Raw genomic sequence first — 13378 nt, 5'->3', positions numbered from 1 at the left:
CACCTGTTGACCTTCAAGCAAACGCCCCAACGGCAAAACTTCGCCACGAACAGAAGACGTGTGGGGACGCAGTGACCCGGGGAGAGCCCCACCCAGCGACGGGGGCACTCCCCGACTCAGCCCGAAGCGCGCCGCCTACACGCTCCGGGCGAGGCGCCCACGCCCGGAGCACGTCCGAGACGCCCCCCGAGACCATGAAAAGGACGGGGGCATGTCCTCAGAGACTCGGCATCTCGCCGTGCAGCACCTTGCCGCCGCGCATCGTCAGGACCACGTCCGCGGGCATCGCGGAGATGACCGCGCGGTGCGGCGAATCCGCATGAGTCCCGAGGCGGAAGATGGCCACGTCGGCCACGTTGCCCGCCGCCGGCGCGCAAACTCGGCTCGCCCTCAGCGCCTAGAACCGGTGAACAGCCAATCCGAGCCCGGCGCGATGCTCACCCTGAGCCGCTGCGACAGCGGGATGCCCGCCGTTCCGTCCCCAGTGGGAATGTCTGATACGCCACGCCGCTGAGGCTCGCCGCGAGCCCCGCCTGATTGCCGCCGCGGGTGTTTGTGTTGGGATTGTCCAGATTGCGCAGCAGGCCGTTCTGCCTGCCAGCGCCCGGAACGGACGTGGTGCCCGCCATCACCTGTCGCAGCTCGGTCCACTCGACACCCGCGAACGCCGTTTGAGCAACCGGCCCGAAGGCAAACTTCGACGCGGAACCTCGACGGCCCCTCAAGTGGCACGATCCGTGGCAGGCGCGCTTTTCTCCGAGCACCGGGGCTCTTATAGGCTTGTCCCATGAGCTTCCCCATGTTGGTCGCGATCATCGTCCTGCCATTGATTCTCGTGCCGCTCGTGCTTTGGGGCCTCGCGGCCAGCGAGAAGAACAGCTACGAGCAGGTCCGCCGCGATGGGAAACGCTATCTCGCCATCATCAAAGAGGTACACGCGATGAGGGGCGGCGACCACAGCAAGGCGGGGCTCCTGCTGAAGCTGGAGGGCCCGTCGGGCCCCGTGGGAGTGCGACTGATTGTGCCGCTCAAGGGAGCCATCACGTGGGAGTTTCTCACCACCGCCCGCGTGACTGACCGGCCAGTGTATGTCCACTGCATCCTGGACCCGCTCATCGAGGAAGCCGTTCGCCAATACGGCTTCATCCTCGAAGAAATGCCTCCTGACACGGAGGGTCAAGCCGTGTCTGGAATGAAGTAAGGACCTCCTTCATCATGCGGTTCCAGACATTCAAAGGCGCCGTCGCCGCCTGCTGCACGCCACCCTCGCCGCTGCCGCGCCGCCGACACTCTCGCAACTGCCGCAGTTGCAGGCCAATACCGTTGAGGCGTTCTGACTGCAGCCCGTCCTGCCGCTGCCCCCCACGCCATCCGCACATCGTCGAGGACTATCGGCACAGCTGCGCCACCGTGCGCGCCCTGCCCTGAGACATCCTGCTGACCCCACATCCGGGCTCCAGCGGCTGGAACGATGCGGACCAGGACGCGGCCGGCGCCAAGACGATGGCCTGCCAAGCCTCCGCGGACGCCTCCGAGCCTACCTTCAACACACAACTCGCCGAGGAGCGCCTCAAGCCCCGTTGCATCACGCAGGTGCCAGGCCCGCCTGGACGCCGCCGAGGCCCACGTGGCGCTCGCCATCGCGCGCGCGCCACGCTGTCCCAGGACTATGCCGCGCTGGGCTTCGCACCGAGCCGCTTGGCGCGCTCTTCGGCCTCGCCCGGCACATCGAACTCCGCCGGGTCGAACAGCGGCCGGAGATCGACTTCCACCTCTTCACCGTCGCGCAAGAGGAGGCCAAACGGCGCGCGCCGGGCCCACTCAATGGCCTCGGCGAACGTCTTGACCTCGATCAGGCTGTAGCCGGCGACGAGCTCCTTCGACTCGGCGAACGGGCCGTCGAGCACCTTGCATTGGCGCTTGCTGTAGTGAACCCGGGCGCCACGGCTCATCGGCGTGAGGCCGCCGAGATCGAGCAACACGCCGGCCTTCCGCAGCTCCTCGTTGAAGTTGTGCATCGCGACCAACGCCTCCTCGCTCGGCGGCTGGGCGGCGTCACCTTGCGGGGTCGTCTTCACCATCATCATGACCTTCATCGCGCGTCTCCTTGTGGCTCGGTGGATCTCTCCGAGGCGACGAGGCGACGAATCGTGCGCAACCGGATCGACATCCGCGATTCCGAATATTCCGACGGGCGAGCGAGAACGCCACGGGCGGATTCCAGTCTGGCGAAAATCCTTGGGCGCCGCGCACCAGGGGCCTACTCGATGGGCAGCCCGTGCATGCGCAGGAAGGAGAGCTTGTCCCAGTAGCCGCGCTGGAAGCGGATCCGCCCGTCCTCCACCTGGAAGAAACCGCAACCTCGGAGCCCGAGCGGATCCTTCCACTCCAGGATCGCCCATGGGGCATCTTCGAGGATCTGCTCGACAATGCAGACCATCTTGGCAGCCGCGAACTCACGCTGGAACATCTCGTGGATTCGCGTCCGCCCCTCGACGGGCTCGTTCGCGACCTGATGATTCACCGCGTTCTCCCAATAGAGGGCGGCGAGCCCGTCAGCGTCTGCGGCGTTGAAGCGCTCCACCCATCGCTCCACCACTTCACGGGGCCGAGGGGCCGAGCGCGTATCTGTGTTGGCCATGGAGCGTGACCCTACCGCGCGACCGACGCTCCAGGGCATCATCACCGCGTCATCCAGTCCTTCAGGCCCGTGGCGGGGCTCGCACGCACGGCCTCCTCGCTCAGACGCCGACCCGCTGCATCAGCGTCGCGATCGCCCGCGCGCTGGCCTCGTTCGCGGGGGAGAACACGAACATCGACAAGCCGTCGCTGCCTTCGAGCTTGAACACGGACGAATCGAGCACGATCTCGCCAACTTCGGGACGCACGATCCGCTTTTGGAATCCTCCGTGCGACCGGAGCTCGCCTTCAGCCCACAGGCGACGAAAGTCGGGGCTCGTCTCCATCAGCTCGTCGATCAGCGCCGTTGCCTCGTCCGACGGGCCGGCACGCGCGATGTCGACACGAAACGAAGCGAGACAGGTGCGGCGAACCTCGTCGACGTGGGTCACCTTCGTCTCGGAGCCTGGCTGGAAGATCCGCCGCAGCAAGTTGCGGTCGCGCTCCGGGACCGCCGCGTAGTCACCGAGCACTGCGACCGCCACGCGATTCCACGCGACGATCTGGAACGTCGGCGTCTTCACGAACGCGGGGACGGAGAGGTTGTCGAGCACGCACTGGAGGGACGGCGTCACCACCCCGGGCGCCGCGGGCTTGCGAGGGGGCGGACGGTCATGCGCGAGCAGGAACAGCATCTCGCGATTCGTGTCGTCGAGCTCGAGCGCAAGCGAGAGGCGTTCGAGAACGTCCCCCGACGGCACACCGCCCCGACCTTGTTCGAGCCACGTGTACCAGGTGACGCTCACACCCGCTCGGGCAGCGACCTCCTCGCGGCGCAATCCGGCGGTACGGCGGCGCGCGGTGGTGGCGGGATGAACGCGTGCGCGACGGTCGCGCAGGAATGTTGGGAGCGTGGTGGTCGCCATATCCATACCCGTGCGCGTCTTCTCAGACACATCCTTCATCATCATGACGGCACTCACACAACGAAGACGGCGTGAGCATAGCATCCGAGGCCCCGCTTCACCGCGCGGAGTGAGCATCGCTCGCAGCGGGGGGGGTGACCCACGAGGTCCGCACGTTTGCCACCTCGGTTGTAAAGTCAGCAGTCGTGCGGCTGGGGAGCTGCTCCCGCGACGTCTCGAACCGGTGACCAGCAGGCGAGGAGGCCGCGAGGGTGTTAGTCGCAATACCCGTATCGCTGCTCATCTTTTCAGACAGGCCCCCCGTGCATACGGTGCCCGCATGACCAAGACAATGCGAGTGTTCGTCACGGGCGCAACGGGATGGATCGGCACCGCGGTGGTAAAGGAGCTGCGTGAGGCGGGCCACTCCGTTCTGGGCATGGCGCACAGCGATGCGGGCGCAGTGAAGCTGCAGGCGCAAGGCGTGGACGTCTATCGCGGGGATCTTCGGGACCCGACCACCCTCGTAGAAGGCGTCCGCGCCACCGACGCGACCATCCACCTGGCGTTCCATATGGACTTCACGGACTACCCGGGGATCAACCGGATGGATCGCGACGCGATCACCGCGATGCTCGAGGCGATGGCGGGCACGAACAAGGCGTTCGTCGGCACCAACGGCACGCTCGTGGTTGCGAACCCCGGCAAGGTCGCGCTGGAGACGGATGCAGCTCTCGGGAACTCGCCGCTCACGGTCCGGGCGCAGGCCGAGCGCCTCGTGGTCGATGCCGCGAAGCGCGGTGTGCGGGGCAGTGTCATCCGGCTGGCTCCAACGGTGCACGGCGCGGGTGACAAGGGCTTCATCGCCATGCTGATCCACCTCGCCCGAGAGAAGAAGGCGGCTGGGTACGTCGATGACGGAAACCAGCATTGGCCCGCGATCCATCGCGACGACGCGGCACGGCTGTACCGACTTGCCGTCGAGAGCGCACCTCCGGGAACCGTGCTGCACGGAACCGCGGAGATGGGCATCCCCATGCGAGCCATCGCGGAGACCATCAGCCAAGGCGCTGGAGTGCCGACGACGCGCGTGCCAGCCAGCGAGGCAAGTGCACACTTCGGATGGATGTCGATGGTCGTCGGGATCGACAACCTGGCCTCGAACCAGGCGACGCGTGAACTCCTTGGATGGAAGCCGGAGCGACCGGGCCTGCTCGACGACATGCGTGCGCACTACTTCTGAGTGCCAAGGCGCCCCAGGACCAAGAGGCCTGGATTCGGGATGGGTGAGTCAGGCTTTCCGACTGCGCAATCCAGCGCTCCCGCGGTGAGGGTTCAGGAGGAAGGATTGGGTCGCAGCCCAGGAGGCACGCGCGCGGGGGATGTCACCACCAAGTCGCCGGGACTCAAAGAGTCCGGTGTCACTCCACAACGGCCCCACCCTGCTCATGATGAAATCGTGACGTTTCCGTGCTGAACACGATTCACGCGCTTCATACAGTGAACCCATCCAACCAAGAGGAGCGGGTTCATGGCCTGGAAGTGGAATCTGTGTGCATCACGAGTGGCGTCCTGGCGAGGAGTCCTGACTTGCGCGGCACTGGGCCTCACGGTCCTGAATCCAGGCCGTGCCTCCGCCGAGCTGCCTCTCCTCTCCGTCGGATTGCTCACGGATCAAGCCATCATCACGGATGTCCTCGCGGGCACTGGCCAGATGGGCGCGAGCATTGCCTTGCCGTTCAAATGCACCCGGCAACTGGATGGTCTCGTGCTCGAGACCCGGCAGCGCTACAAGAACGCCGCCATCAGCGTTGACGCCGCCTACTGGATGTATGCCTCGCCCCCCCACGAGCCGATGGGCGTCGTCACCCAGTTGGGTCTCCACGTCCGCACCGCTTCGTCCGACAGCAAGGACGCAGGCCTGGGCCCCTCCATCGGACTCAGCCTCACCCGCGACCTCATCCGACGGATTCGCGACCCGTTTGATGCACATGGCCTGGACAACCTCAAGGCCTTCGCCGGACTGCAGGGCACCGCCGTGATGTCGCCCGCCCATGCACAACTGCAGGTCCCTGTCCGCGCGAGCCTTGGCCTCCAGGCAAGTATCGCAAACCTGCACCTGATGCTCGCGGGGCGTGGGGGATGGGAGGACATGCGCCTCGGGTTCACCCCACGCCCGACCTTCGATGTCACGTTTGGAGTCGGATTCCTCGATTTTGTCTAACCCAAGGTGCGATTGACGTGGTCGTTTGGGGTTGAGCTCGATGGGGGAGTCCTCCGCCCTCCGACTTCTTGAGCCATCTCTCCCCGGCGAGTCAGCCGCCCACGGTCACGACTGCGCAGGCGCTGCTGTTTCCCTCCTTGATGCAGGGCTCGCTTCTTCTTCCGGTTCTTGCGCACACAATGCCGAACGGAGCGGGTTGCCGCCGCTTCCCCGCGCGTCCTGCACCTGCTTACCCTCCGGGCCGATCGAAATCGCGACACGTCGTTCAGGCGCCCGGCCACAGCAGTCAGCTCAATCAGGCGGAGGTAAAGGCTTCCCTATTTTCACGTCAGCCTTTGGGAAAGGCGGCCCCACTCTCGACAAGCTCCGCTGCGAAACGCAGACATGAGAAGTAATCCAGCCGCCACCGGGTCCGAATTCGCGGGCAAGTCACCGTACCGAATGCCCGAGCGAAGTTCCATGACACCCAAAGACTTCACCCGGCCATAGGATTTGGCTCCGTACGCCTCGAACAACTTCTCACTGACGCTGGCTCCGTGGGCCTGGGACGCTATGCTGAATGGAGCGTGCGCAAACTCCTTCCTCTCTTCGTGGTGCTGGCGTTGGGGCTGGTGCTCCTGGCTCGTTACTGGATGGCTTCGGAGGCCCAGGTTCCCCCGGTGACGGAGGCGGAGAGGCCCTTTCACGCGACCGCTCCTTCCGTGGAGCCGAGCGTCCCTCGCGAGCCCCAGACCAATGGAGGGGGAAGTCCGGCGCGCGCGGCCCTCACACCAGCCTCCCAGCCCGGGGGGCCCGACGCTACGGGGACGTCGGGTGAAGCAACGCGCGAGGCTCCCTCAGGGGGCATGGAGGCGCCAGGTCCGCCACCGGTCAAGGCGGTGGGAGCTGCCGAGGAGGCCACGGTGCGCAAGGAGGACATCCGGACGGCCATCCAGGACGCCCGCCCTGGGCTCCAGAAGTGCTACGCACCCCTGGCCGAGCGTGGTGCAGGCAATCAGCGCGTGGTGGTGCGATTCACGCTGGTGGGCCAAGGCACGCTGGGGTCATTCCAGGACGCGGACATCATCGAGTCCACGCTCGATGACCCGATGTTCCTGTCCTGCCTCCTGAGGGAGCTGTCTCAGGCCCGCTTCCGTGCGCCCTGGGGCACGGGAGCAGCGACCATCACCTATCCCTTCGTCTTCCAATCGAGCGCACGGGACGGAGGATAGACTCGCCGTTTCGAGCAGGCCCCTTGTACCTACCCAAACTGCCGACTCTGCAGGGCGCCAAGAAGCATTCCCAGACCGAGCCAGCTTCGGGACTTGACCACCTGAGCCTGCCCCTGACGCCAAAGGAAGGGGCCGGCCCCAGCGAGCGCATGTTCGGGGTGAATTGCCTCGTGGCCTCGTCCTCTCGGCGGATGGAGCGCTGGCTCCATAGTCCAGTTGAACTTCACAGGCCTTCTTCCAGCTGGGTCTGGTCTTCCGAACGTGTGCGCCCAATATGGTCCAGAGGGAGGCGCGTTCGACCGCGCAGCGGCACCGCGCCCACCCGACGAAAAGAGGCGGATGGCATGGAGATCAAGCGAAGTGGAACGCAGCCCTCCCAGCGAGCGCCGGCCGAGCACTTCACGGGCATGGTGCGCATCGACCCGCTCTTTCAATCAAGCCCGCCCGCGCGGGCGGCGGGCGCCTACGTAACCTTCGAGCCATGCGCGCGGAGCGACTGGCACACACATCCGCTCGGGCAAACGCTCATCGTCACGTCGGGCTGCGGGAGACACCAGCGCTGGGGCGGCCCCATCGAAGAGATTCGGCCCGGGGATGTCGTGACGGTCGGACCGGATGAGAAGCACTGGCATGGCGCGTCACCGACGACGGCGATGACGCACCTCGCAATCCAGGAAGCCCTCGACGGCGTCGTCGTGAACTGGATGGAGAAGGTCACGGACGCGCAGTACGACACGGGGAGCCCATCCACCGAGAAAGGAACCTGACCCCATCTCCCGGCAATACCGATGACAATGCCGAGCAGCCCGCTCCAGAGGACTGGGGCGGGCCGCAGTAGCAACCCAGGGAGACTGGGCCAACGCCCTAGAGGCAAACGTTGCAGTCTTGCTTGATGATTCCCGCCCGGTACCGAGTTCCGTCAGGCTTGATGCAATCGAGCACCGTGTAGTTGCCCTTGAGCGAAGTACAGGCACCACAAAGCGTATACCTGTCGGAAGTCTCACCTGGCTGGCAGCTTGGAGCCAAAGCGCCTTCTTGCGTATCCGTCACGTCTGCTGCGGATCCGTCCTCAGCGACACCTCCGCACCCGACCGACAGGCCCACCGCCAACAGAACACCGAACGCAATTCTTTGCATGCGCATCTCCATGTTGGTCTGTCCGCTTTACGCGGCCCTGCAAGCATAGCCCATTTCAATGCCAATGCCGAATCGTGTCTGCCAGCGATGCCCCTTCCCACACGGGGGGACATCAAGCCATCGGCGAGGAACGCGAGTCTTGCTGGCGCGCCCGCCATGCCGCCTGCGGGCGATGACCCACGAAGTTAGCGACCGCCCCCGACCCTACGGGAGATGCGGACGTCCCACGCCCGTTCACTCCCCCAGGCGCGCTCGCCCATCGGCACACGCACACTCGTGTCCTCCAGCGTGACGACCTGCCCTCCTGCGTCACGGACACGGGTCACCAGCTCCGTCTTGTAGGGCTCCTGCCAGAACACTTTCGCGCCATACGGCGACTCCCGAGTCTTCTCTCCGCGCGAAGCGTTCGCCTCGCGGCGCACCTCGAGAGTCCAAACGATCGCGGGCCTACCGGGACCGCTCCTGTCCCACACTTCGCGACCACCAGCTCGCTGCAAGACGCCTACATCCCGTCCGCACGCGGAGAGCCCATGACACGGCTCAAGCACCCGTCTGATATTGCTTCGTTCTGCAGCTGTTCAAAAGCGACTCTGCTGAAGAACGGGCCACCCACATCGGCGACCGCGTCAAACAACCCCTAGTTGCCAGTCTTTCCATACTCAAAAACAGTCTCCGATACGAACTTCTGCTTCCCGTAAAGCTCGCTCATCCTATCCAAGAACCGGCCCAGATCTGAATCCCCGACAACAGACTCATCCGGCCGCAGCTCGAATTTAAACTCACCCCAGTTCGGATCCATGAAATGCAATTCAGTCGCGGTCTGCCGCATGGCCATTGCGTGCGGAAGCTGAATCACCGAGTTCGCTGCATCGGCCGGGATTCCACTCACCCCCACCAAGTAAGCCCCCTCCTTGCGACATCCGCGGTTGTTGACGATATCCATCAACATCTTCCCAAAGGGCTTGCCGGCTGCAGCGCTCCGACTCTCCACGAACACGCAGGCCTTGGGCTCCACTTCGCCAAGCTTCTCCAGCTTCAAGTCAATGGGCGCATCCGTACCACCGGCGCCCGGCGCACTCGCAGGCTGATTGCTCGCCAACTCCTCCAAGTGCTGTCGGAACCCAGCATGAGTGGCCTTCTCCAGCTCAAGAAGCTCGACCTTGCCGAATTTCATCTCAGGGTTCTTCTTCTTCATCTCCTTGAGAACTGCTCCACTCAAGGCGTTCCACTGCGTATTCAAGACATCAAACCGCTTGTACTTTCTCTGCATTCGCTCGAAAGACTTTTGACCAGCATCCGTCTCCCCGACTGCGGCACCGGCATGCTTCGAGCCGACATCCGAAAAAGACAGCTTATCCTTGGCGAGACTTCGCCGAAGCCAATCCAGCGAGGCCCCTCGACAGGCACCCAGATTGTCCTTGGGAAGAACAGTACTTTGCTGGAAGTTCAAGGTGATCTCGCCCCCACCCGCCACCGACGCCTGCGCTCTCGCTCTTGGAGGCCCAAACACCTTTCTCTGAAATATGTTCTCTCTGCTGCGAACGGGCATTTCAGCCTTGAGGAAGTTGGGACTCCTGCTCAACCCAGTCTCGGCGCTGTACCCATCCCTCGGGGCGCCCCCGTGCCCCGTCGACTGCGCTCCCTCTTGAGCCTGCGTCGAGACATTCGCCGGAGCCCCAGGCGCGACGGTCCCCTCGACATTGCCGCTGCTGCCCGTTCCGGCTGCCGAGTCAACATCCGACTGCGACAAGGAAACGTTGCGCGACGGAGGCAATCCGCCAATCGAACCCTTCAGCATATACCCTCAATCTTGACAGACTCCGGCGAAGTCCGGAGTTCCCACTGAACCATCGCACCCATGCCACTATCCCATCAGGTGCGCACATCTGTCGACTCCGCAGGCCATGGACACCGCTGAGACGAGACCGGGCAGCCTGCCCGACACGTCAATCTGCGTGTCATTGACCCGAGCGTGCTCTCGCCGAGGTCCGTGGCGACGTACTCGCCGCTGAGGGGCGGCGCACCACCTCCGAGAGAGGCGTGGGTGCGCCGGGCACACGGCTCGGCAGGAGGCACCCTGCCGAGCCGCTTGATGAACGTGGCCTCAGGGACGGCTCTGCTTGGCCTTCTTCGCAGCGGCCTCCGTCGACGAGCGCGAACCCTGGGGCTCGACCGGGACCTCGTCCAGGCGATTCAGGAGCCCCTCGGCAGCAGCGATCTCGCCATCCAGACGCGCGAGCTGTCGCTGATAGTTCTTCGCGGTGACATGCTTCATGGCCAAAGCCGCGTGATTCGGCTCCTGGATGGGCGGCGGCACGGCGCGCGGCCCTTTGCCCGCAACGCTCGACTGTGCGACCGCAGCCGGTGCAGGCGTGAGCGCGGCGGACTCGGTCACGCACGAAGCCGCGAGCAGTCCGCCGATGGCGACGGTGACAGATGCAATCAGTACAGCCTCAAGGCGCCTCACGGATTCCACTCCTTCGCGTAGAGCTTCTCGTGACCACCGCTCTGATAGACCGCCATCCACTTCTCGTGGCGCTGCGTTTCGCGGTTCACCAGCCCTCTCGCCCGATTCGTGGCGACGTCATCGTGGGCTTCGGATGCCAGGACTTCAATCCGCGCGAGCAACGCGAGCCGGCGCGCATGGCGTCGCAGCTCAACATTGAACGGCGTCCTCGAGAGAGTCTCGATGCCATCACGCATCCGGGAAAGAGACAGTTTCTTCATGAAATAGTCGCGATGAGGGTCTGCGGAAACGGGCCCCAGCGCGGTCCCCTGAGCACCCGAGACAGTGGCCCCTGAGCCTTGACCATTCATCTGCGCAGGCGGATCCCAGCAAGACCCATTGAGACAAATGAAGGGATAGTGACACACTTGATCTCCGCATTGCTGCTGCTTGGGCATACAAATCCCATCCTTACAGAACTGATCGACGCCACATACTGTGTTGCCACAAATCTGAGTTGGGGCGACGCAAGCCCCCTGAAAGCACGTCTGGTCGGCGGTGCAAACAGAGGTCCCTCCGCAAATCTCGGATGGGTCGACACAGGCGCCCTGGAAGCACGTCTGGCTGGAGGTGCAAATGACAGTGCCTCCACAGATCGTCGATGGGTCGACACAGGCGCCCTGGAAGCACGTCTGGCTGGAGGTGCAAATGGCAGTGCCTCCACAGATCGCCGACGGGTCGACACAGGCGCCCTGGAAGCACGTCTGGCTGGAGGAGCAAACGGAGTCCCCGCAGATTTGAGTCCCCTCCTCGCAAGACCATCCGTCCGCCGTCAGGTAGCCGCTGGCACAGCATCCGCCGGTGGTGATCTGGTTCTGCGGGCAGGTCCCCTCTCCACCGTTGGCGCCCATGGAACCATCGATATTGATGTCTTGCCCCTGGCAGGTGCCTTCCCAGCATCCCAGCACGCCATACTCGTAGGCCTCCAAGACACCACCATTGTAGGTCTTCGTGTATGCCGTCACATCCCCCACGAGTGGCAGCGAGAGATAGTTCGAGAAATCGTCGATGAACTTCTGCGATTCATCCATATACAAGGGAGTCGTCGAGGGGGTCTGTCCGGTGAGCAAGAAATAGAGCACCCCTATGAAAACATCCTTGGCGACCTTGGTGTCCGGATTGCCCTTCAAGCTGGCGATCAGACTCTCCAGGTCATTGAGGGCGTCCTCGAGGTCCTCGACGGAGGCCGTCTCAATCTCATCCAGGTCCGTGTCATAGTAGAAGGCGAACTTCGAGGTACCAGTCTGGTCCTTGTTCTCAGCACAGCCCCCTTTGTCCCAATTGCAACAGGCGTAGTCGCCGGGGGCGATTGAGTCTTTGTACTCCGTCGAGACCAGCGAATAGGGGAGCCGCACCACGCTCACGTACTCGCTGCTGGAGTTCCAGATGCAGTACGCCGAGGCGACAGTGGGTGCGAACAGAACAAGGCCCAGCAGAATTCCAAGCAGCCATCCCGCCGCACAATTGCGCGGGCGTGGTGGCGCGCTCTGCCGCGCGGATCGTCGAAGACTGAGGCGCATGAAGCTCCCTGGGGTGAGGTTGGAGGAACAGAGGCGCCCACAGGCAGAGCGCCTCCCGCTCCCAAGCGCAGTCCTATTCAGTCCGCGTGCCACCGGCCGCTGAGAGAGGACGCACGTCCCAAACCCATGCATGGCGCATCCTTGACGTGTCGTTGACGCGCCATTGACGCGTCAATGCACAGCATTCACTAGGAGGCAAAGCCAGCACGGCGCCAGGGTCACCGTGAAGACAGACGCGCTCACATGGGCCGGGGGGAAACTTCCCCGCGCGGTCTGGACTCAAAGTGGCGTGGCCACGGGCGTCCGCAGTCCGTGGTTGATCAGGAAGCCACGGACCGCGGTGGCGATCTCCGTTCCCGCTTCCAGCAACCCGGCGTGGCCTGCGTCCTCCACCTGGAGCCAGTGGGCATGCGGGAGCGCGGCACGGAAGCGCTCCATCTCGAACATGGGGACGAGGAAGTCATTGCGCGCGGCGATGAGGAACGTGGGCACCGTCACACTCGGGACCACGTCCCAGGCGCTGCCTTCAATCAACCCGCGCAGCGTGAGCCAGTACGCCCGTGGACTCATGCGCCGCAGCGCGAGCATGAACTCGTCGATGTCCTGCCGAGGCGCCCGCTGCCGGAGGACCCCCACGGCCCGCCCCAGGGGATACGCGATGCGGCTGTTCATCATCACGTGCGCCGCCGGCGCCGCGAGCGGGACCAGCGGCGTGCTCGCGCGGAAGGCCTGTCGCGCGGCGCCGAACATCAGCCGGGAGCTCAGCCGCCCGTTCGCCGCGCCGGGCATTCCGGGAGCCCCCGCGATGAGCGTCATCGCCGGGACCAGCTCCGGACGCTTGCGATACAGCTCCAGGAGGACGCGCACGCCCATGGAGAACGCGATGTGGTGCGGCGGCTTGCCATCGCCCCGCGCCATCATGTCCTCGGTGACGCGCTCCAGGTCGTCCACGTGCACCGGGATGCGGTAGTCGTCCGAGCGCGACTCCTCGCTGCTGCCATGTCCCCGGTAGTTCCAGTGCACCACCCGGTGGTCCTGCTCCAGGTCGGCGACGATGTAGCGCCAGAAGTTCTCGGAGCTGCCGATTCCATTGGTCAACAACACCGAGGGACGGCGCGCCAGCAGCGCGTCCGCCTGCGCCTCTGGCAGGTCTCCGTGGTGCGTATGACTGGCCACCCGGGTTCCATCGGGGGCCACGACGAAGCGGGTCAGGCGGCGGTAGGGCATGCCAGCGTCAACCATGCGGCGGTCGGCAC

The 13378-nt window shown here is 64.7% G+C and carries 13 protein-coding genes; 5 read left to right on the top strand and 8 right to left on the bottom strand.

From position 1 onward, the window contains the following. Positions 1–217 precede the first annotated feature (217 nt). Positions 218–355 carry a hypothetical protein gene (locus tag KRR26_RS03285; protein ID WP_217079094.1) on the bottom strand — a complete coding sequence of 46 codons (138 nt, stop codon included), beginning with the start codon at positions 353–355 and terminating at the stop codon, positions 218–220. 444 nt (positions 356–799) lie between these two features. On the opposite strand from KRR26_RS03285, the gene KRR26_RS03280 reads away from it, so the two are divergent. Beyond that, positions 800–1201, top strand: coding sequence for a hypothetical protein (locus KRR26_RS03280; RefSeq protein WP_120203918.1), 402 nt, complete (start codon positions 800–802; stop codon positions 1199–1201). Between the two features lie 466 nt (positions 1202–1667). Here KRR26_RS03280 and KRR26_RS03275 read toward each other — a convergent pair whose 3' ends face one another. The 3 genes from KRR26_RS03275 to KRR26_RS03265 all read right to left on the bottom strand — a co-directional run bounded on the left by KRR26_RS03275 (position 1668) and on the right by KRR26_RS03265 (position 3590). Next, complete coding sequence (locus KRR26_RS03275) at positions 1668–2096, bottom strand: YciI family protein (RefSeq protein ID WP_199723705.1); 429 nt, start codon at positions 2094–2096, stop codon at positions 1668–1670. A 164-nt stretch (positions 2097–2260) separates the two neighbouring features. Beyond that, complete coding sequence (locus KRR26_RS03270) at positions 2261–2641, bottom strand: nuclear transport factor 2 family protein (RefSeq protein ID WP_120203916.1); 381 nt, start codon at positions 2639–2641, stop codon at positions 2261–2263. A 100-nt stretch (positions 2642–2741) separates the two neighbouring features. Beyond that, positions 2742–3590: a helix-turn-helix transcriptional regulator gene (locus KRR26_RS03265; RefSeq protein WP_233576740.1), complete on the bottom strand. Its 849-nt coding sequence runs from the start codon at positions 3588–3590 to the stop codon at positions 2742–2744. 274 nt (positions 3591–3864) lie between these two features. Between KRR26_RS03265 and KRR26_RS03260 the strand changes: the two genes are divergently transcribed. The 4 genes from KRR26_RS03260 to KRR26_RS03245 all read left to right on the top strand — a co-directional run bounded on the left by KRR26_RS03260 (position 3865) and on the right by KRR26_RS03245 (position 7726). Then, entirely contained in the window at positions 3865–4767 is a 903-nt protein-coding gene (locus KRR26_RS03260) for an SDR family oxidoreductase (RefSeq protein WP_236068253.1), read from the top strand. 288 nt (positions 4768–5055) lie between these two features. Further along, the gene (locus KRR26_RS03255) at positions 5056–5748 is read left to right on the top strand and encodes a hypothetical protein (protein ID WP_147422906.1); all 693 of its coding nucleotides are present in this window, start codon (positions 5056–5058) and stop codon (positions 5746–5748) included. Positions 5749–6650: 902 nt separating this feature from the next. Then, a complete protein-coding gene (locus tag KRR26_RS03250; RefSeq protein ID WP_217079093.1) occupies positions 6651–6959 on the top strand; it encodes an AgmX/PglI C-terminal domain-containing protein in 309 nt (102 codons plus the stop codon). A gap of 344 nt (positions 6960–7303) precedes the next feature. Next, positions 7304–7726: a (R)-mandelonitrile lyase gene (locus KRR26_RS03245; RefSeq protein WP_217079092.1), complete on the top strand. Its 423-nt coding sequence runs from the start codon at positions 7304–7306 to the stop codon at positions 7724–7726. A gap of 1007 nt (positions 7727–8733) precedes the next feature. Here the strand turns inward: KRR26_RS03245 and KRR26_RS03240 are convergent. The 4 genes from KRR26_RS03240 to KRR26_RS03225 all read right to left on the bottom strand — a co-directional run bounded on the left by KRR26_RS03240 (position 8734) and on the right by KRR26_RS03225 (position 13349). Continuing rightward, complete coding sequence (locus KRR26_RS03240) at positions 8734–9546, bottom strand: hypothetical protein (protein WP_217079091.1); 813 nt, start codon at positions 9544–9546, stop codon at positions 8734–8736. Positions 9547–10200: 654 nt separating this feature from the next. Next, the gene (locus KRR26_RS03235) at positions 10201–10563 is read right to left on the bottom strand and encodes a hypothetical protein (protein ID WP_147422903.1); all 363 of its coding nucleotides are present in this window, start codon (positions 10561–10563) and stop codon (positions 10201–10203) included. Further along, the gene (locus KRR26_RS03230; RefSeq protein ID WP_217079090.1) at positions 10560–11966 is read right to left on the bottom strand and encodes a hypothetical protein; all 1407 of its coding nucleotides are present in this window, start codon (positions 11964–11966) and stop codon (positions 10560–10562) included. Before KRR26_RS03230 ends, KRR26_RS03235 begins: the two co-directional genes overlap by 4 nt. Positions 11967–12401: 435 nt before the next feature. After that, the gene (locus KRR26_RS03225; RefSeq protein ID WP_120204180.1) at positions 12402–13349 is read right to left on the bottom strand and encodes an alpha/beta fold hydrolase; all 948 of its coding nucleotides are present in this window, start codon (positions 13347–13349) and stop codon (positions 12402–12404) included. Positions 13350–13378: the final 29 nt, after the last annotated feature.

It is taken from the genome of Citreicoccus inhibens (assembly GCF_019039035.1).
GTDB classification, from domain to species: Bacteria; Myxococcota; Myxococcia; order Myxococcales; family Myxococcaceae; genus Citreicoccus; species Citreicoccus inhibens.
This window is presented reverse-complemented; position numbering and strand designations above follow the sequence as displayed.